At 66.7% G+C, this 18,851-nt stretch carries 15 protein-coding genes and 1 pseudogene; 12 read left to right on the forward strand and 4 right to left on the reverse strand.

What is annotated here, in order from left to right:
- The first annotated feature begins 366 nt into the window (after window positions 1–366).
- The 9 genes and pseudogenes from H5411_RS48835 to H5411_RS49225 all read left to right on the forward strand — a co-directional run.
- A complete protein-coding gene (locus tag H5411_RS48835) occupies window positions 367–2,151 on the forward strand; it encodes an Ig-like domain-containing protein (RefSeq protein WP_183123014.1) in 1,785 nt (594 codons plus the stop codon).
- A gap of 162 nt (window positions 2,152–2,313) precedes the next feature.
- Window positions 2,314–4,545 (forward strand): hypothetical protein, encoded by a 2,232-nt coding sequence (locus tag H5411_RS04435; RefSeq protein ID WP_183123015.1) that lies wholly within the window; start codon window positions 2,314–2,316, stop codon window positions 4,543–4,545.
- A gap of 173 nt (window positions 4,546–4,718) precedes the next feature.
- On the forward strand, window positions 4,719–5,924 hold the full coding sequence (locus H5411_RS48840; protein ID WP_101438541.1) for a sensor histidine kinase: 1,206 nt from the start codon (window positions 4,719–4,721) through the stop codon (window positions 5,922–5,924).
- 156 nt (window positions 5,925–6,080) lie between these two features.
- Window positions 6,081–6,971 (forward strand): sphingomyelin phosphodiesterase, encoded by an 891-nt coding sequence (locus H5411_RS04445; protein ID WP_101438542.1) that lies wholly within the window; start codon window positions 6,081–6,083, stop codon window positions 6,969–6,971.
- Complete coding sequence (locus H5411_RS04450) at window positions 6,968–8,227, forward strand: MFS transporter (protein ID WP_101438543.1); 1,260 nt, start codon at window positions 6,968–6,970, stop codon at window positions 8,225–8,227. The genes H5411_RS04445 and H5411_RS04450 overlap by 4 nt, the downstream gene beginning before the upstream one ends.
- Before the next feature lie 422 nt (window positions 8,228–8,649).
- A complete protein-coding gene (locus H5411_RS04455; protein ID WP_101438544.1) occupies window positions 8,650–10,146 on the forward strand; it encodes an aldehyde dehydrogenase family protein in 1,497 nt (498 codons plus the stop codon).
- A 53-nt stretch (window positions 10,147–10,199) separates the two neighbouring features.
- On the forward strand, window positions 10,200–10,628 hold the full coding sequence (locus H5411_RS48340) for a helix-turn-helix domain-containing protein (protein ID WP_158242524.1): 429 nt from the start codon (window positions 10,200–10,202) through the stop codon (window positions 10,626–10,628).
- Window positions 10,629–10,739: 111 nt separating this feature from the next.
- The gene (locus H5411_RS04465; protein ID WP_101438546.1) at window positions 10,740–11,174 is read left to right on the forward strand and encodes a GlcG/HbpS family heme-binding protein; all 435 of its coding nucleotides are present in this window, start codon (window positions 10,740–10,742) and stop codon (window positions 11,172–11,174) included.
- A 68-nt stretch (window positions 11,175–11,242) separates the two neighbouring features.
- Window positions 11,243–11,407 (forward strand): annotated as a pseudogene (locus H5411_RS49225) (hypothetical protein); the annotation flags it as partial.
- A gap of 14 nt (window positions 11,408–11,421) precedes the next feature.
- On the opposite strand, the gene H5411_RS47370 reads toward H5411_RS49225, so the two are convergent.
- From H5411_RS47370 to H5411_RS04485, 3 genes are all read right to left on the reverse strand, one after another.
- A complete protein-coding gene (locus H5411_RS47370) occupies window positions 11,422–11,772 on the reverse strand; it encodes a hypothetical protein (RefSeq protein WP_183123040.1) in 351 nt (116 codons plus the stop codon).
- Between the two features lie 115 nt (window positions 11,773–11,887).
- Window positions 11,888–12,091 (reverse strand): LxmA leader domain family RiPP, encoded by a 204-nt coding sequence (locus H5411_RS04480; protein ID WP_101438547.1) that lies wholly within the window; start codon window positions 12,089–12,091, stop codon window positions 11,888–11,890.
- A 302-nt stretch (window positions 12,092–12,393) separates the two neighbouring features.
- The gene (locus H5411_RS04485; protein ID WP_158242525.1) at window positions 12,394–13,428 is read right to left on the reverse strand and encodes a DUF2891 family protein; all 1,035 of its coding nucleotides are present in this window, start codon (window positions 13,426–13,428) and stop codon (window positions 12,394–12,396) included.
- Between the two features lie 567 nt (window positions 13,429–13,995).
- Between H5411_RS04485 and H5411_RS04490 the strand changes: the two genes are divergently transcribed.
- A complete protein-coding gene (locus H5411_RS04490; RefSeq protein ID WP_101438549.1) occupies window positions 13,996–14,664 on the forward strand; it encodes an HAD family hydrolase in 669 nt (222 codons plus the stop codon).
- Window positions 14,665–14,725: 61 nt separating this feature from the next.
- Window positions 14,726–15,667, forward strand: a complete 942-nt coding sequence (locus tag H5411_RS04495; protein WP_134667140.1) for a hypothetical protein — start codon at window positions 14,726–14,728, stop codon at window positions 15,665–15,667.
- A 1,192-nt stretch (window positions 15,668–16,859) separates the two neighbouring features.
- Here the strand turns inward: H5411_RS04495 and H5411_RS04500 are convergent.
- Window positions 16,860–17,108 (reverse strand): hypothetical protein, encoded by a 249-nt coding sequence (locus H5411_RS04500; protein WP_134667137.1) that lies wholly within the window; start codon window positions 17,106–17,108, stop codon window positions 16,860–16,862.
- A 1,241-nt stretch (window positions 17,109–18,349) separates the two neighbouring features.
- On the opposite strand from H5411_RS04500, the gene H5411_RS04505 reads away from it, so the two are divergent.
- Entirely contained in the window at window positions 18,350–18,769 is a 420-nt protein-coding gene (locus H5411_RS04505) for an AMP-binding protein (RefSeq protein WP_240690812.1), read from the forward strand.
- Window positions 18,770–18,851 lie beyond the last annotated feature (82 nt).

The following is an 18,851-nucleotide window of genomic DNA, read 5'->3' on the forward strand; positions in this document are numbered from 1 at the left end:
CCCGGCCTCTTCTCCTTCTGCGCGGCGGTGGACGGCCCGGTCGGGGCGTTCGCTGGTCCGCGGAGCCGGGTTCGGCCGTCTCAAGGGTATTGGCGCTTGCCAGGCGGACCCCGCGGCGGCGGGCGCCGACGAGCCCGCGATGCGGCCAGCGGCCGGCAGATCTGTGCGGATATAGTCGTGGCAGAGCGGGTTGGCGGCCGGGGAGAGTCGGACGGATTCCTGGCCGCTGGCAGCCTGACTGGCTCCGGCGGGTCACGGCGAGGCGACCGGAAACGCGCTTCGCGGTTTCGCCGAAAACCGGATCCGGACCAGGGGCGACGTGAAAGCTTCACAGCCGGCACGGTGATTCTGGTACACCCCAAGTGAGTGGCGATTTCCGGTTTTGCTTGTCGGGAACGGCGGGCCTGGTCAGGCTTATTGCAATCCCCCGCGGAGTGGGGGTTCCGAGATTACGGGTGGGATATACCTATGACGAATAAAGAACGGAAGCGCAGGGGAATGAAAACTGTCGCTCGCGCGGCCGTCCTCGCTGCGCTGAGCGCCGCGACGATCGGCGGGGCGATCGTGCCGAATGTCGCCTCGGCGGCAGGCCGCGGCCCGGACGGCTGGGCGGAACTGACTCCTTTCAACAACGTGCCGGCCCGGATGCACATCACCACGAACGCCCCGGGCGGTTACGCGGTGCCGGGCGAAAAAGCTACCGTCGCGGTCGAGTGGGATCTGTGGAACATCTGGAGCCAGTTCCAGACCGACAAGGCCAACGGGAATGTCGACGGCCTTCAGGACGTGGTGAAGATCTTCGCTTCTCAGACGCCCAGCCTGACTCTGGACGGCGTGAAGTGCGAAGAATACGGCGACCGCGACGGCAAGACGGCCATGGGCAAGGCGGAGGGGGGCACCAACTACGAGCCGGTCGACCTCGGCGGGCTGGTCGCCCAGATCCGGAACCTGCTGTCCAAGGCGGCGGCGCTGCCGACCGGCGGCAACGACAACGCCATTTCGAAATTCTTCCAGTCGAGGGTTCGCGCCACTTGCGAGTTCACCGTCAAGAAGAAGCAGGCGACGGACATCAACGTCGGCGGCAATGTCGCGCTGAGCAACATGTTCATCTTCAACACGACCCAGACAGGTGTCGCGGTCTTGCCGGTCAAGCAGCCGGACTCGCCGAACGCCCCGCAGTGGTCGACCTCGGCTGCGAGCGTGGAAGTCAACGAGGGCGGCGAGCTGACCGGGAAGGCCGACCCGGGTACCACGATCCGGTTGGAAGTGGACGGCGCGCCGCGGGAGAATCCCAACGTGAAGGCCGATGCCAACGGCTACTTCAAGATCAAGTTGCCGGATGACCTGAAGGCGGGCTCGGGGCACCAGATCGTGGCCACCTCCGAATCCGACAACGGCGGCAAGCCCGCCAAGTCGCGGTCGCTGTTCGTCAACATCAAGTCGGCTGACGAGCCGAAGCCGGTAGTCGACAAGCCCGTGATCACCTCGCCGACCGGCGACGTGAAGGCGGGCGACGAACTGACGGTGACCGGGACCGACGGCAATCAGGTGAGCGCGGTCGACCAGAACGGCAAGGTGCTCGCCGGTCCGGTGACGATCGCCAACGGTCAGGTCAAGATCAAGCTGCCTTCGGACCTCGGCGGCGCCACGCAGATCAAGGTCGTCGCGAAGCCGAAGGACGGCAGCGGCGAGGGCAAGGCCTCGGACCCGAAGAACGTCGTCGCCGAGAAGCCGGAACTGTTCCAGAGCGACCCGTCGACGGTGCAGCTGGGCAAGGAAGGCGTGGTGAACGTGAGCTTCGTGCCGAGGGACGGCGACTTCACCAAGATCGCGGGCAAGAAACTGGTGTTGACGGCTCCGGACGGGGTGGCCTTCATCAAAAAGGCGTCTTACCAGACCTTTGACGCTGCCCACAACCCGCTCAAGGGCAAAGGGGAATGGCTCGGAGAAATCGCGGAGGTCGGTGATGGCGGCAAAACTCTGACGGTGCCGCTGCCGGCTGCCAAGGACCTGGAGAACTCCAAGACGGTCGAGTTCAAGGTCACGGCGGTCGCCACCACGGCTGAGGGTGCGACCCCGGGCGAGAAGACCAATGGCACTGCGACGGTGGACGGATACACCGCTCCGCTGAAGGTGACCGTGGCTCAGTAACGAGCCTCGCCGGGGAGATTTCCCCGGTCGCCTGAAGTTCCGCCGATGTGGCCGTAACCGTGGTCGGGAGTCTGCCGTGGTTGCGGCCACATCGCTCAATTGTGCTTCGTTCCGGCCGGACTTTCCGACCGGCCTCCGTTTGGAAAGTCCCTGGAGAAAAACATGTCCGCAACGGGCAATCCGGCGTCCGGCCGGACCGGCGCCCCCGAACAGCCGGAGTCCTCCGGTCCCGCGCCGTCCTCGTCCGCCGCCACGGCAGTGGTCAGCGGGGATCTGATGGCCGAGTTGGCCGACAGCTGGGCGAGTGTCGGCGATTCCGATCGGCTGACCGAGTTCTTCGCGCTCGCGCCGGACAATCCGGCGGCCGCTTTCGCGGTGTACGGCGACGACGGGGAAGCCCCGCAGGTGTTCGGCCAGCCGATCGCGGCTTGGACGGCGTTCCGCGAATGCGGGCCGGGCGCCAGGTTGCTCGCGGTCGGCGACGCGCTGAACCGGAAGATCGCCGTCATCCGGCTGGACGGAGTCACCGAGTTCGTACCCGCCGACCAGGAGTCGGTGACGGGGGCCGGCGCCCCGGAGGCGTTGCGCGCGTGGCGGGAGCATCCGCAGGACGCGGCTGAGCAGGACGGCGAAGCAGAACCCGCACCGGAAGCCCCGGCGGAGGACGGCACCTCCCGGGGAATGGGCTTGTGGCGGCTGGGCTATGCGATGCTCGGCCTGGTGGCGCTGGTCCTGGCGTTCCTGTTCTTCCGGGTGACGATCGACGATTCGTTCATCACCTGGCGGTACGGGGAAAACCTGGTCGAGCACGGGGTCTGGGGCTGGAACGCCGACGGCCCGCCGGTCGAGGGGTACAGCAATCCGCTCTACGCGTTCCTGTCGATCATCCCGGCATTGCTGGGCATGTCCGCCGAACTGTTCTTCAAGATCGTGTCGGTCGCGCTCGCGGTGGGCTACGTCGTGGTGGTCCGCCGGGCCGGATTGCCGCGGGTCCAGGAGTTCGTGCTGCTCGCGGTCGCCTTGGCCAGCCCGATCTTCTTTCTCCAATTGTTCATGGGCCTGGAGACCGCCTCTTTCGCACTGCTGATCGGCTGGCTGTACGCGATCGTCTACCGGCGGGGAGGGCTGGGCCGCACCGGTTTCGCGGTCGCCGCCGCGGTCGCGCTGAGCCGGCCGGAGGGAATCGTGCTGGCCGCGGTCGCGATCGGCTGGTCGCTGCTGATCGACCGGAGCCGGGGAAACCTGCGCGGCGCGATCGCGGTGCTGGCCGGCTGGGCGGTTTACTGGTGTGCCCGATGGTGGTATTTCGGGTCGTTCTTCCCGAATCCCTATTACAAGAAGGTCGCAGGCGACATTCCGCTGCCGACGAAGATCCTGGACGCGATGCCCGTGGTGGGGCCGATCCTGCTGCCGATCGTGCTGGGTCTGGCAATGGGGGTCGCGCTTTACCGGAGGAGCACCAAGACGTCGATTCTGGCGCGCCCGGATCTGCTTCGGGACGCGGTGCCGGTACTGCTCGCGGTGACCTCGGCCGCCGTCGTTCTCGGTCTCTACCGGCAGTCGATGCTGGTGATGGACCCCGGGCACCGCTTCTACTGGCAGCTGCTGTTCCCGGTGGTGCTGGTCGTGCTGAGCCGGCGGATTCGCCTCTCCGGTCCGCGCGAGCTGGACCGGTCCGCACTCCTGGCGCTGATCGCGGTCGCCGTCGCGGCCTGCACCGGGGTGGTCTGGGATCCGGGAAACCTGACGACGGATGTCTGGGTGGGAGCGGGCATCGTGGCGATCGCCCTGTACGCCGGCGGTGTCCGGAAGATCGCCGGGGCTGCCCTGTTAGGGGCGATCGGGCTGGCCGCGGTGCTCGGTTTCGGGAATTCTGCGGAGACGACGAACCTGCTTGCGTATCGGTACCGGATCATGGCGCATCAGGAAGTCGGCGAGACGATCCGCGAGACCAAGTTGCCCGACGGTGCGATCGCGATCGGCGACTCCGGAGTGCTGCCGTACGAGGCCGACCGGTCCACGATCGACCTCGGTGGTCTCGCGAGCCGGGAGTCGTCCGCCGGCAGTCTCAGCCCGGAATGGCTGCGGAGCCGGAACCTGCAGCTCGCGGTCATGCTGTCCGGTTCGGACGACGCGGGGTCGGCGTGGACCGGCGGGGCTTCGACCTCCGTCCTCGATTACGTGCGCGACCCGCGCAACGGCTTCTGGTCGGCCAACGGCGCGGTGGCCGGGCCGGGCTATTACCTGAACTACTGGATCGGCCCGCAGTGGCAGAAAACCCCGCTGTCCGATCGGCTCGGCACTGTCTTCATGCGCACCAAGGCACAGAACGACAAGCCCGACGCACAGGTGTTCGTGGACAACCTCTGGAACTTCTCGTTTCTGACGAAGTAGCGGGGCGGCGGTGTCCTGGTATTCGCTCATGCGCGGCTGGTTAGCGTTGCCGAGCGGCGTGTCTCCAGCCGGTTCCTGCCACCCGAACGGATGATCCGATTCTGTGGGACGCCCGCGGCGCGGTTAGCATTGCGCTCCGGTAAGGGCAGGTCTGGCGAGGGGCAGGGCACGAGGTGGGCCGTTTCCTGTGGCCGGTGCTGGGCAAGGCTCGTTACTGGCGGACCATTCGCATCGGCGGCCGGGCGTTTCTGCTCGCCGCGGCCGGGATTGTCGGCGTCGTCGTCGGTGGAGTCGTCACGCCGGGCACGGGGAAGATCCTTGTGGACACCGCCGACCTTCAGCTGTCCGCCTGGTATGCCGTGCTGACTTTGCTGCAGACGCTGATCTGCCTGCACGGGCTGGTGTTCCGCGCGGCAGGGGTGCCGTTCCGGGAAACGTGGCCGCTGACCGTGCCGAGCACGCTGATCACAATCGTCGTCGCGACCGCCTTCCACGATGTGCTGAGTCCAGCGGGCTCGATCTCCATGGTCGGGGCGCTCTTGCTCATTCTGGTCCGCAACGAGTGGGTCTGGGCAGTATGTTGCGGCATCGGTCTCATCGCGCTCGCAACGTTCTGGTTGTGGCCGATGCCTGAATCGTCGATGCCGGACGACGCCTCGATCGCGCAGGGAGCTGTCGTCGGGATCGTCGGTGCGGTCGCCGTGCGGGCCACGTCCTGGCTTGCTCTCCGAACGGTCGAGCTGGCCGCGGCGAATGCCGAGATCGCGCGGCTGACCGTGCACCAGGAGCGCACCCGGATTTCCCGGGAACTGCACGACCGCCTCGGCCACAATCTCGTGTCGATCATGCTGCGCACGGAACTCGCGGAGCGGCTGGCGGAGGGGGACCGCAGGCAGTCCGAACGGGAAAGCCGGGCCGCGCATCTCCTGGCCCGGCAAACCCTGCAGGAGATGCGCAGCATCGCGCACGGCACCCTGGTCGCCGATTTGGACGCCGAACTCGCCGCGGCGATCGACTTGCTGGAGTCGCGCGGAGCGGTCTGCCAGATCAGGATCGGCGAACAGCCCGAGGGTGCCGCCGCCGAGACCCTGGCCTGGGTGGTCCGGGAAGCCGTGACGAACATCCTGCGCCACAGCCAGCCGGTGAACTGCACGCTGGAGCTGGTCCGGATCGAAGACCGGTTCGAGTTCCTGATCGGCAACGACGGCCTGCTCTCCACGGAATCGGTGGTGCCGGGACACGGGTTGGCCGGCATCGCCGAGCGGGTCGAGCGGATCGGCGGAACCTACGGTGCGGAAAGCGTCGGCGACCGTTTCCTGCTTCGCGTGACGCTGCCGTCGAACAGCCCGGTGCCGGAGGACGTGCCGGCTGACGAATGAGCGCGAGCCGGGCGTTTGACAGCGAACACACGCGGTGCTCACCCACAGGGGTATCGCGCGGCGAAAAACTTGAATCAAATTCACATTCTATCTACGGTGTGGTTCTGCGGCCCAGTGTGGGGCCGCCCTTCGAGCCAGGCAGGAGGCGTGCATTCCATGCTTCGTCTACTGACATTCAACGTGTTGCAGCTCCCTTTCATTTCGGCTTCGCCTCGTGGCTGGCGCCGGGCGGGCTGGGCCGTCGACGCCGTGCGTGCCGTCGATCCGGACGTCATCGTGCTGAACGAGGCGTTCGCGCTGTCGGCCGCCGGGCGGCTGGTCTCGCGGCTGAAGCGGCGCGGTTATCACGCGTCGCCCCAGATCGGCGCGCTGCGGGGCCGGCGCGGCTGGGACGGGGAAGTGCCCCGGGTCTCGCCGGTGCGAACACTGGTGGGCGGCGGAGTCCGGGTGCTGAGCCGGTATCCGTTCCGGTGGTGCGGCCAGCATCTTTACAGCGCGGTCCAGCGGAAAACTCAGGACGCGTTGTCCGCGAAGGGAGTTGCGCTGGTGGAGCTGGACACCCCGGACGGCCGGGTATGGCTGGCCGCGACCCATTTGCAGGCCGACGAGCCGCCGACGCCGGTGTCCGCGACCCGTGCGGTGCGGTTGGAACAGCTGAAAGAGCTGCGCGAGTTCGTCGCGAGGACGGCACCGCCGGAGGCGCCCGTTCTGCTGGTCGGGGATCTGAACGTCGAGTACTACGCGGCGGACGCGCGCGGTGTTCCCGGTGATCGCGGCCAAGACCTGGACGACGCGGCCGATGCGGTCGGCGGCCGCCTGGAACCGGACGGCGACATGCACGAGCACACGTTCGACAGCGCAAACAACCGCTTCGTGGCGCGTTCCCAGCCGGGGTACCGCAATGTGCTGGATTACGTGGGGTCGATCAACGAGAACGGCCTGCGGCCGGTCCCGCGCATCACCACCTGTACGGTCCCGTTACGGCCTCGCCGTCCCGCGAGCGACCACTTTCCGGTGGTGGCGAACGTGACCCTGGGGCCGGCGTGACCGCGGGCGTGGCAGCGGCAGGCGGCCGGTCCGCTTTGGACGAACCGGTACGCCCGGTCAGTCGCGTGTGGACGGTCTGCTGGTCGTTCGCGAATCTGGGACTGTTCCTGGCCAACTACGGCACTCAGCAGGTCTTGCTGCCGCGGCAGACCAACGCGATCGCGGGCGAGGGAAACGCCGCGGTGGTCGCGCAGAGCTGGGCCAACGCCTGCGCCGCGGTGGTGACCGTGGTCGCTTCGATTCTGGTCGGGGCATTGTCCGACCGCACCCTGCACCGCACCGGGCGCAGGCAGGTGTGGATCCTTTACGGCGCCGTGCTGTCCGCCGTCGCGTTCGTTTTCCAGGGCTTGCAACACGGCATCGTGGGCGTTGTCGTCGGGTGGGCCCTCTTCACGGCGGGCTCCTCCGCGGTCATGGTCGCGTTGTCCGCGGCGGTGCCCGACGACGTGCCGGTCAACCAGCGGGGCCGGGTTTCCGGCTACTTCGCGGTGGGAACCGCGGTCGGGCCGCTGCTCGGGGTCGCCGTGGTGACCTTCCTGTTCACCGGAATCCTCGATGCCTACGTTGGATTGGCCCTGCTGCTGTTGCTGTGCGTGCTCCCGTTCGGGCTCCGCGTCCGCGGGACACCGTTGCGGAGAGCGGAACGTCCTCCGCTGGCGCTCCGTGCGATCGCCGTCGGCATCTTCGCGCCGCTGCGCAGCCCGGACTTCGCTTGGGCGTGCGGGCAACGGTCGCTGATCAATCTGTCGAACGCGCTCGCGCAGATTTTCCTTTACCAGTACCTGAAAGACGCGGTGCACGTCGACCCCGACTTCGGCACTTTGATCCTGATGGTGTGTTACACGGCCAGCATTGTCGTTGTCGCGATCCCAGTGGGGCGCTCTTCGGACCGCAGCGGAAAGCGCAAACGGGTGGTCGTGTGGTCTTCGGCCATCCAGGGCGCGGCCGCGCTGGTCCTCGCCTTCGTGCCGACCATGTCTGCTGCCATCCTGGGCGCGTCGCTTCTCGGAATCGGCTACGGCGCTTATCTGTCTGTCGACCAGGCCCTGGTGACGCAGGTGCTGCCCCGGTCGGAAGATCGCGGCAAGGATCTCGGTGTGCTGCAGCTCGCGAGCGCGCTGCCGTCGATCGCCGCCGCCGCTATCGGCGGGGTCCTCATCACTTCACCGGGCGGTTTCCCTTCGTTGTTCCTAGCCTCCGCGGTCACTGGATTGGCCGCCGCGGCTTGTGTGCTGCCGATTCGAAGCGTGTCCTGAATTCCCTCGCAGCGGCGGTGCCAGGCATGAAATATTCACGAGTCTTCGCGAGGAAGTGACAGGTCGCGTCGATTCGGGCAGCCTGTGCTTACGCCCGCCGGCTGAAAGCGCTTTTCTCCGCTCGGGGAGCTGAGCATTCGGTTCCGGCAGATTGATGGGCGGCGGAAGCCCGGCCGATGCGTGTGGCCCCCCAGTCACGCATCGGCCGGGTGCCTTTCGCCGGTCTTTCCCCGCAGGGGGTTCGATCGCGATTCAGCCGAGAATTCTTCCTGCGACGACGATGAAATTTTGCCTCACTTTTCTCGTCGCGGAAGCTGAACCGCTGGTGGGGGCGGGGTACTGCGTTCGGGGAGCCAGGGAAACTGTTGGCAGTGTGCTAGCAAGATCGTAATCTGGGTGTTCACTGAAACGGGGAGGTGCCGATGACCTCGGTCCAGCCGAATCCGGCGCAGGCCGGCGAGACGTTCGATTCGCTCAGCCCGGCGACTGGCGAGGTCGTCGGCACTTATCGGGTGCAGACGGACGGCCAAGTTGGCGCGGCTGTCGAGCGGGCAAGGGCGGCCGCGCGCTGGTGGGACGGCCTCGGTTTCGCCGGTCGTGCGGAGCGGCTGCAGCGCTGGAAGGGCGTGCTCACCCGGCGGCTTCCGCAGCTGTGCCAGGTCGTGCGGGACGAAACCGGCAAGCCGGTCGCGGATGCCCAGCTCGAGAGTGTGCTGGCGATCGAGCACATCGCGTGGGCGGCGAAGAACGCCCGCAAGGTGCTCGGCAAGCACCGCCGTTCGTCCGGCCTCCTGATGGCCAACCAGGCCGCGACCGTCGAGTACCTCCCGCTCGGCGTCGTCGGCGTGATCGGGCCTTGGAACTACCCGGTGTTCACTCCGCTCGGTTCCATCGCGTACGCGCTGGCCGCGGGCAACGCCGTCGTGTTCAAGCCGAGCGAGTACACCCCCGGCGTCGGGAAGTGGCTGGTCGACGCGTTCGCCGAGATCGTGCCCGAGCAGCCGGTGCTGCAGCTGATCACTGGCTTCGGCGAGACCGGGGCCGCGCTGGTCGGCTCCGGTGTGGACAAGATCGCGTTCACCGGCTCCGCGGCCACCGGCAAGAAGATCATGGCCGCCGCCGCGAACACCCTGACCCCGGTCGTGATCGAGGCGGGCGGCAAGGACGCGCTGCTGGTCGACACGGACGCGGACCTCGAAGCGGCGGCTGATGCCACCGTCTGGGGCGCGTTCTCCAACTCCGGCCAGACCTGCATCGGCGTCGAGCGGGTCTACGTGCACGAACGCGTGGCCGACGAGTTCGTCGCGCGGGTGGTGGAGAAGGCGAAGAACGTGCGCGCGGGTTCCGACGAGGACGCGCAGTACGGCCCGATCACCATGCCCTCGCAGCTTTCGGTGATCCGCAGCCACATCGAGGACGCGCTGAAGCGCGGCGGAAAGGCGCTGGTCGGCGGCGTGGAGAGCGTCGGCGACCGTTATGTGCAGCCGACCGTGCTGGTCGACGTCCCGGAGGACTCCGAGGCGGTGCGCGAGGAGACGTTCGGCCCGACGGTCACCATCGCCAAGGTCCGCGACATGGACGAAGCGATCGAGAAGGCGAACGCGACCAAGTACGGCCTCGGTTCCACGGTGTTCTCGCGGGCGCGCGGCGCCGAGCTGGCGTCGCGGCTGCGCGCGGGCATGACCTCGGTGAACGCGCCGCTTTCGTTCGCCGGCATCGCTTCGCTGCCCTTCGGCGGCGTCGGCGACTCCGGGTTCGGCCGGATCCACGGCCCGGAGGGGCTGCGCGAGTTCGCCCGCCCGAAGGCAGTGGCCCGGCAGCGGTTCACCGCGCCGCTCACGCTCACTTCCTTCTCCCGCAAGGAATCCACGGACGCACTGGTCGCCAAGCTGGTGACCGTCCTGCACGGCAAGCGCTGAGAACTACACGAGACCGACGCGGGCCGGAAGCCGAACGGTGAGGAGAAATCAGGGTGCGACTTCGAGAAGATACGAAGAATTTTGGTCCGGCGCTGCTGAAAACGGTGCCCGGCACGGAATCGCCGGGTGGCTTCGTCGCCGCTTATCTGGTTGCCGGCGAGGCCGCGGCGGTCGCGGCGAACGCGCTCCATTCGGCGGGGTTGTCCGTCGAACCGCATCACGCCGGGCCCAGCCAGATCCCGCGCTACTCGATTACCGGCTCCCGCCGGCAGGAAAAGGCGGGTGCGCAAGGCCTCTCCGTGCGAGAGCGGCAGATCGTGGCGTTGATCGCCGTCGGCGGGGACAATCAGTCGATCGCCCGGGAACTGGGCTTGTCCGTCGACACGATCAAGGCCCACGTGCGCAAGGTCTTGGCCAAAATGGGTGCGCGGAATCGTTCGCACGCCGTGCACATCGCCCACGAATGGGACATCCTGCGGTGATTCGCGGGCTCCCGGCCGGGCCACCCGGGTTGAGTGAGTGGTCTCCCAACAGCCGATCGGAATGATCATGGTGTTTTCTTGGGTTGCCGGACAGGTTCACGGTTCCTGATCATGCCGGAACCAGTCGGCGAATACCCCGATTATGATTGGCTTTCGGTCCTGATCGACGTGGCGAAGGCGGAGGCTCGGGACCTGGGGGTGGCGTTCAGCTTCGCTGTCGTCGACTCGCGAGCCGATCTTCTCTACTTCGAGCGGCAACCGGAGGCGCCCCTGTACACCTGCCCTCTTTCGCAGGACAAGGCGTACACCGCGGGGAGGACCGGACGCTCAACCGCGGACTGGTCCGGCATGTTCCAAGACGATCTCATCGTTTCCCGCGACCTGATGGCCCTCGAGCGATTCGTGCCGTTGCCCGGGGGAGAACCGATTTCCCTGCAAGGGCGATGCCTGGGGGCACTTGGCGTTTCCGGCGGAACCTGGCGGCAAGATGTCGCGGTCGCACGATCGGCGGTCGCCTCCCTGCGGAATTTTGACCAACAGGTGTAGTTGCCGGGGCCCGGCATGCACTCAGGAAGCCCTGTCGCGCGGTGGGTTTCGAGGTGGTCTCGCAGTGCGTGGGCGGCGCACACCACCTGCGCGCTCCTGCCCGTCGAGCACTGGGACCGTCTCTGGCCGCGAACCAGCAGGCCGCTTTCGTCGGACAGTTGTGCACGCCGAAAGACCTCCTCGCCCGCGACATTCGCCTGCGCAGGCTGGCGATCGGCGCTCTCGTCCTCTTCGCGATGGCTGGTGCTTACGCCTGCAATATCAGCCATCGCGATTTCTTCGTGCACCCCGAGTCGGCCATCCACTTCGCCAGCGCGACGTGCGGTGCTTCCCGGCTCGGCTCGTCCGTCCATTCGTCGAGCAGGACATCGGTCCGGGACAACGCCGAGACGGCGTGCCGGGAAACGAAATTCGCGGCGGACCTGGTGAGTGCGACCTTCATCGAGACCGACGGCAGCATGGCGTCGATCCAGTTGATCCAGTACGGCAGGAATGCCGCGCTCAGCGCTCCTGAACCGACCAGCAGCATGCGCTCGAACGTCACCTCGCCGGTGACGACGTCGACCGCTTCGAGGTCGGATGAATAGAGTTCGGGCATAGTCGCTTCCGGATCGTTGGCGCTGCCGGGAAAGGGCCTCGGGACCGGCGAGAACGCCGGCCCCGAGGCTTGCCGAGCCGGCTGTCGGCGGTCAGCAGACCTTCCTGATGGTCTTTCAGATCCCGCCGCCCGCGGCGGCGTTCCCCGCCGCGCACTGCTGCGAGGAACGCGCGGCGATGATGCTGGCCCGGATGAGGATCGGAGCCAGGGCGGGGGTGGTCGCGGCGGGCGCGGTCTTGCCGTCGAACTGGTCCAGCTCCTCAGCGGTGGTGTAAGCGGTGTAACCGCTCAGCAGACCGGTTTCGGTCATCGTGTGCATCGCGTTCTCCCATCACCGTTCGCCCGGAGGCGTTCTCTCGCGAATATGGAGCGGTCAAGCATGAGTTCAACGTTTTTAGGCAATCGCCTCGCTTAAGGGAAGGCAAGATTTTTGGTGCCGTGAAATGTTGAACGGAAGGACCTCAATTTTTATGAGCGCATCAGCTGCTGCTGCGGACAACTCGAGAATCGGACATTTGCCGCGGCCGTGTCAACCTTCGCGGATTTTCGGCGCTGAAATATTCCCGCTTCGGGGCGCTGCCGAAGTGCGGCGATGGCACTGCGGGAAACGCGCTGCTTCGGTCAGCGGATTTGCTCCGTGTGAGTGAAAGTCTGATCGATGGCCCGGATTCCGAATTGCGCGATCCAGTGGGAGTTCAGGTAGTCCGAAGTCGTGTCCCAGTCCTGCGGGCGGGTGACCTCCGCCGTGACCAGCTTGACGAAGCCGTCGCGAACGGCAGAGTCGCGAGTGGTCTGGTAGATCTCCCACAGGGCGTTGGCCCGGGAGAAGTTGAGCCCTGCCGAATGTGCCGACCGCGGATCGGTAAGCAGCGACACCGACACATCCTTGGGCAGCCGGCGCGAAACCCACTCCGCGGTGCCCGGCCCTCCTGCCTTTGCCACCGCGGCCAAACGCATGAGACACGGTGCCAGGAAGCCATTCTCGGTGATGTCGCTCTTGGGTTCCAGTTCGCCGGAGAGTTCGCCCGGTAGCACCTTCGCGCATTTCTGGTCAGCTTGGTCGGTCTTCAGATACTTCGACACGTCTGCGCGCACCGACGAGAGAAGGGCGTTGTCGCCGGTGTACTGCGCCCATCCGGCCAGAGTCTGCAGTGTCCAAGACAGATTGGAATGCATGTCGTAGAAGAGATTCTGTTCCGCGTTGCCGTCGGCGAGCCACGACTTGATCTGCTTGACCGCCTCGTCGGCCAGCGGCCGGGTCGCGCGGGTTCCCGTGGCCTGCTCGCGCGCCCTCTCCGTCTCGAGCAGCCAGGCCATTCCATATGGGCTGTCCGCGGTGTCCTCGCCGATCGAACCGTCCTGCATGTACTTCAGTTCTCGCGCCACGACGCCGGGATCGCCCGCGGGCTGTATTTGCTTCTCTGCGGCGTCGAGGTACTTCTTGTCGTGAGTGGCCAGATAGGTCGCGTAGAGGGCGTAGTGCCCGTGCGCGGCCGAATGCCAGTCGTAACAGCCGTGGAAAATCGGGCTGTCCGCTGCTATATCGTCCTTCTTTCTGGTACAATTCAGTACCGGCTCCGCCAGCTTCTTCAACATGCCGGTCCGGCTGTCCTCGAACTGCTGCCAGCTGGGCGTGGCGGGATCGGCATGCGCCACTCCGGGCAGTGTCAGCGCGGCAGCCAGTACCAAGGGAACGAGCGAGCGCCATCGGAGTGGGCGGGAAGATACGACCATGTCACATGCCTGCTTTCGGAAGAGCGGGACGGGACTGAATGCGAAGAGCGAACTGGCTCGCTGTGGCGACTGTTGCGCACTGCTCATTCTAAGGATCGTTCAACAAATCTACAATAATGTTGTACGGGGGAGTAACTCCTTCGCCGATCATGAATAATATCACGTGGCGGACGGGAAAAATGCACTGGCTTTATTCGGGTGGTGACATGGCGCTTTACGTCGTGCACACTGCGCATAAAGCTGCGGCAAGAACGCCTCGCCCCGGTCCGGGGCATGGGCATTGACGGCGGCGGAAATTCCCGTTTTCACAGCAGCCCGGTCGGCGTATGCAGGCCCCTCCCGTGCGCCGGCCGGGTGTCGACTCCCTCGCGAAATGGGGACGTGTCGCGACGGGAGCGGGCACCCGCCTTGGGATAGGCGGGTGCCCTTTCGGCGCGCGGACCGTGATGCCGGCGCAAACGCATTCGACGACGAAGTGACGGTGCCCGCATGACCCTGCCCCGAGCGGTCCTCCTCGACCTCGACGGAACGCTGATCGACACGGAAGAACTTTATCTCGAGGTCGCCGACGAACTGCTGGGCGCGCACGGCTTGACATTGAGCGAGGAGGCGCGGATCGCAGCCATCGGTTCGTCGATGGAGACGCTCGCCGCGCTCGTCCGGGCGGCTGGCCTCGACGTGCCCTCGGAGGTCGTCATCGACGACATCGTGGCCGGGGTCGTGACCAGGCTCCGGGAATCGGTGCCGTGGCGAGATGGCGCTCGCGACCTCCTGGCGGCCCTGGTCGCGGCTGGGATCCGGGTCGGTCTCGTTACGATGTCCTACCGCGTGGTGGTCGATCGGGTGCTGCGGGACGTGGGGTTCGGCTTCTTCGCGGTTGTCGTGAGCGGAGACGATGTAGCGGAAGGAAAGCCCGCACCGGAAGCGTATGCGCGCGCGGCCGGCCTGCTCGGCGTCGATCCGAGCGACTGCGTCGCCGTCGAGGACAGCCAGACCGGTGCGGCATCGGCGCGAAGCGCCGGGATGTGGGTCATCGGGGCCCCGTTCTACCGTCCGCTGCCCGCGGACGCGGTCGACGAACTGTGGGACTCGCTCGTCGGACGGCGGGTCGACGACCTGATGAACAGGCCCGCGCCGGGACGTGGCCTCGCTCCCTGACATTCGCCAGCGGACGTGATTATTTCATTGCTCGCCGATGATTTATTCATTGGCTAAAAGGATGATCTTCTGGAATTTACTTGCCGTTTTCGATGTGAGATCGGCAATATGTGTTCCGGCCAAGCTGGGAAGGTTCGCGCAGCGGGTCGTCAAATTCCGTCCGAGTGATGTAAGGACTGTACGCATGAAATTCACCAGGATTGCCGCGCTCTCCGCGACGGTGGGCGTGGTCGGGTTCGCCGGAGCCGTCGGGACGGCCGGTCTGGCCAGTGCCGCCACTCAGGAACCAGTCGCTCCCAGCTCCTACGGGTACGTCCTCGGAGGGCAGGGCGACATTGTCGAGCAGGTGCTGTCGGCTAAGTACGTGTCGGCGGCGTCGCCGCGGCCGCCGGCCGCCGACCCCGCTGCGACGGCTCCGACCAATGCTCTGGCCGGAAACAAGGAGTTCAATCTTGGTTCGGGGACGTTTCTCAAGGTCGACGGCAACGCCGCGTTGTTGAAGGTCGCCACGACGGCAGACCCGGCCACCGGCGTCTCGACGGCGAAAGTCAGCGGCGGCTCCGCGACCCTCGACGCGAAGGCGGAACTCGGCGGCATCATCAGCGCGCTTCCCGTGGTTGGCCCCACCCTCCGCACAGCGGCCGAGTTTGTCGGGTTGGACACGAAAGCTGACGTCTCGCTTTCCCTGACGGCACTTGATTCGAGCTGTCAGGCCGGTCCGTCGGGCGCCAAGCCGACCGCGACCGCGACGGGCGTGAAAGCCAACATCACGGTAACGCTGCCGATCGCCGGGAAGGTTCTCGACCACGCACTGATCGATCTGGAATCGCCCCTGAACCTTGAAGTCAACGGGAAACCTTTCAGCGTCAAGAAGAACACGGTGACCCAGCTGGACGGCGGGGGCATCTCGGTCGACGCCGTCTCGGCCGGTTTCGGCAGCGAGCGGATCAACCTCGGACATGTCGAGTGCCGCCCGGGCACGCCGGCCGCGGACGCTCAGTGAGGTTCCCGGCCGTTTAGCAGCTCTGTCGGCGGACACGCTGGTGCCGTCCCTCGGTCGGGAGAATGCTGAGTCCTTCGGCATCTGATCGGCAACCGGTGGGTGAAGCGCGGCCTCGTCGAGCTTCACCCACCGCGTTCGGTTCGCGCACGCACTGGATTCACCATGTTCGCTTTTCTCCCGACGGCCCTGGCGTTGCTGGACTTCGGAGCATTGCTGGTCCGGGAGGTTCGCCGACGAGGACGTGCGGAAGACTGAGCGGACGGCAACCGCCCGGGTCCGGCGTGGGCCGGGTGGTTGCCACCGTCGCTTCGAATCGCCCGCGCAACCGGGGTTGTGCCGACCGATCAGGTGCCGGTGCCCGCGATCGCCGAGGAGTGCTGGCCGCGCGGCAGCGTAGATCGGCTCCACACCTTCCGCGGCATGCCGGGGGCCACTCGCGCGACCCGATCATATTCAGCTCCCGGTTCGCGACGAACCGTCCGTGAGTGCGTACCTGCTCGTCGTTCGAACCACGGAAGGCGCCCCGCGGCCCAGGGATCTGACCGGAAAGGCCTTCTCGCGCGTGGTCACTGGTCCGTTCCGGCACCACGCTGCGCACTCAACGTCGCCCTGGACACGTTCGGGCTCGTGATGACGAACCTGCGACTTCGACGCGCAGGCCGTCGCCGTCGCGCTCTCCACCGGCACGCACGGCACCGGTGCGCCGGGCGTGATCAGCACGGTCACGCTGCGGCGCGAAGCGTCCCTTTGTGCTCGCCGAGCAGGAACGTCCGGAGCCGCTGGAGTACAGCGATCTGCCGCACCGCAGGTCAGCGCTGGTTCACCCCGGTACCCCAAAGACCAGGTGAACCAGCGCTCCGCCAGGGGCCCGCTGAACGCGGGACGGGCCCCTGGCGGGCCTTTCCGGCAGCGCAACCCAGCCAGATCGCTTGCCGCGGGGGAATCTGAGCCTCACTGTGGACGGCGGGTGACAGGTCCACAGCGGAGCGACGCAAGGCTAACCGGAAATCCCGCAGAATTCAGCTAGCGCGCGCTATTTCTCACCCCGGCGCATCATGCGCGACATGGCAATCGGGTAACGCCTTGTTTCCTGCTGGACGCCAAGATGCATGAATACCTCATCTCGGTCAGCGGAGTTATCGCGCGGGCACCGGCTGTCCCGCGCGGATGCGGCAGTTGTTCGCGTTCTTGGTCACAGCGTCCTTCTGAAGACGCAGTAGGCCCGCGGGCGTCCGGTGTCGTCCAACACCGCGGAGAAGTCGGAGAGCATCCAGCCCTCCGCTTCCACCGCCTCGATCTGCTCCGCCCATCCGGCGACGGATCCGCTGGCCGTGAACGGGGCGTTGAACATCGCCGCGAACACAGTCCTCCCTCGGCGCGCCGCGCGGGCGGCCTCGGCGCCGACACTCGCAGCTTGCGCCCTGTTGAACAAAATCGGCATCCTCCAGTCCTCCAGAGCGCGATGTGTGCCCATGCCAGGGCCTCTCCCCGCGGTGGCGAAAGCTGTCCCAGCCCCGCTGGCGTTCGGTGGTGCGGTTTCAGCCGTCGGCGAGTCAGCGGCGGTCCTGCGTCATCGTCGGCGGCGTGGCGCGGTTTACCTTCGTCCAGGCCGGTGGCGGTTCCCGGATCCGCGATGAAGAGGCCGGGATCGGCTTGCGTGCCAAGGAGTGCGGACACGGGCTTTCCTGCGCACTAGGTCGTCCGCATGACCGGACAGTTGTCGTCGCGGTGCGGGCGACGATGGGCGGAGTGCGTGCAGGGGCGGGCTTTCGCGGGTCGGGCCGGAGAATCCGAGTGCTGTCGCTCCGGCGCCGGGCGCCTTCGCGGCCTTGGGCGATTCTGACCTGTTCGCGCACGTGTGGAGACGGGGCCTTCGCACAGCCCGGTTCCGCGCGAACCTTCGTGCCGGACCGCCGATGCCGAGCAGCGGCGCATTCCCGGTGACCGCCATCCGGTCGGCCCCTTCCGCTGAGTCCGCGCCGCACGGACTGCGTCCGGAACGGCCGTCGAGGCGAGAATCTCTTTCGCTGCCGGGAACGGGAATCTGTCATACCCGTGCGAGGGTGATATCTCCGGCCGCTCCCGGCGAAAGTCGCCCGCCAGGAAGGAGGACCCGCCGCGGGCTATGGGGGAATCACCGTCCGCGACGGGGCACCGTGATTCTAACCAGGAAGATTGCTGAGGCAACAGTGCGATCTTCACGTCTTTCGCGTGATATTGACGAGGTGTCCGGAAGGTCCCGGGCAATACCCAAGGGAATCCTCGTTCGGTCTGTCGCAGGGCGGGAGAACGTGAATGGTCCAGGTCCGGCTGCGGAATGCGCGGAGTGATCGAAGCGGGGGCGAGCGCCTTCGTCGCGCTCCCGCGGGCTCGATGGCTGCGCGCGAAGGCAGCCGGTCGCGGTGAGCCGACGGCTAGTCGTGCCCGCGCGAGCGGCCCCGCGCCGGGCAGACGTGATGACGATTCATGATTGGCGTGCTTTACTCCTTTGTGTCTGAGCGGGGAACAAGCAGTCGTCGTCGGCGGGCTGCTGATCTGAAAGACGCGCCATGGTGCCGGACCAACTGAACACCCGCGATCCGGAAGCACGGCTGTGGCGGCCGCGCAACCCGGCGAGCGGGTGCGTGCTGCGGCTGGATTTCGCCGACGTTCCGAACAGTCTCTCCGAAAAGATGGTGACCGATGTCGTTCAACCTCGCCACGATGCTCGTCGGATCGGCTGCGGCGCGACCAGACAAGCCGTTTCTGTACGCAGGGGGCCACTTGTTCAGCTATGCCGAGGTCGACGGGCTCTCCGGGAGGGTCGCCGAGTTTCTGGTGCGGCTCGGGCTCGAACCCGGCGACAAGGTCGCGGTCCAGTTGCCGAACGTGCCGGAGTTCGTCCTCGCTTACTTCGGCATCCTCAAGGCCGGGCTGGCGATGATGCCGCTGAATCCGCTGCTGACCGCCCCGGAGATCGGGCCGGTAAACCGGTGGAGTCAGGTGTTGCGGAACAGCGGTGTACACAGTGTTCCGCGCAGGATGTCGTCCAGGAGCGCGGGAAGGTTCGGGGGCAGGAGCTTCGCTCCAGGTGCGTCAGCGACCACCGGCGGGTCTGGATGAGGTTGGCTTGCTCGTTGGTGGTGTATGCCGGTGGCCGGGCGCGCATCGCGCGCTCGGTGAGCCCGGCGTGGGTTTGGTCGAT

The organism is Amycolatopsis echigonensis (assembly GCF_014174495.1).
Classification (GTDB): domain Bacteria; phylum Actinomycetota; class Actinomycetes; order Mycobacteriales; family Pseudonocardiaceae; genus Amycolatopsis; species Amycolatopsis echigonensis.

What these genes read in the sequence shown, in the direction of transcription:
- H5411_RS04480 (WP_101438547.1), bottom strand. Translation starts at nt 12,091, where the DNA reads ATGCACACGATGACCGAAACCGGTCTGCTGAGCGGTTACACCGCTTAC.
- H5411_RS04495 (WP_134667140.1), top strand. Translation starts at nt 14,726, where the DNA reads ATGATCTTCTGGAATTTACTTGCCGTTTTCGATGTGAGATCGGCAATA.
- H5411_RS04435 (WP_183123015.1), top strand. Translation starts at nt 2,314, where the DNA reads ATGTCCGCAACGGGCAATCCGGCGTCCGGCCGGACCGGCGCCCCCGAA.
- H5411_RS04490 (WP_101438549.1), top strand. Translation starts at nt 13,996, where the DNA reads ATGACCCTGCCCCGAGCGGTCCTCCTCGACCTCGACGGAACGCTGATC.
- H5411_RS04465 (WP_101438546.1), top strand. Translation starts at nt 10,740, where the DNA reads ATGCCGGAACCAGTCGGCGAATACCCCGATTATGATTGGCTTTCGGTC.
- H5411_RS04500 (WP_134667137.1), bottom strand. Translation starts at nt 17,108, where the DNA reads ATGCCGATTTTGTTCAACAGGGCGCAAGCTGCGAGTGTCGGCGCCGAG.
- H5411_RS47370 (WP_183123040.1), bottom strand. Translation starts at nt 11,772, where the DNA reads ATGCCCGAACTCTATTCATCCGACCTCGAAGCGGTCGACGTCGTCACC.
- H5411_RS04445 (WP_101438542.1), top strand. Translation starts at nt 6,081, where the DNA reads ATGCTTCGTCTACTGACATTCAACGTGTTGCAGCTCCCTTTCATTTCG.
- H5411_RS04455 (WP_101438544.1), top strand. Translation starts at nt 8,650, where the DNA reads ATGACCTCGGTCCAGCCGAATCCGGCGCAGGCCGGCGAGACGTTCGAT.
- H5411_RS04505 (WP_240690812.1), top strand. Translation starts at nt 18,350, where the DNA reads ATGTCGTTCAACCTCGCCACGATGCTCGTCGGATCGGCTGCGGCGCGA.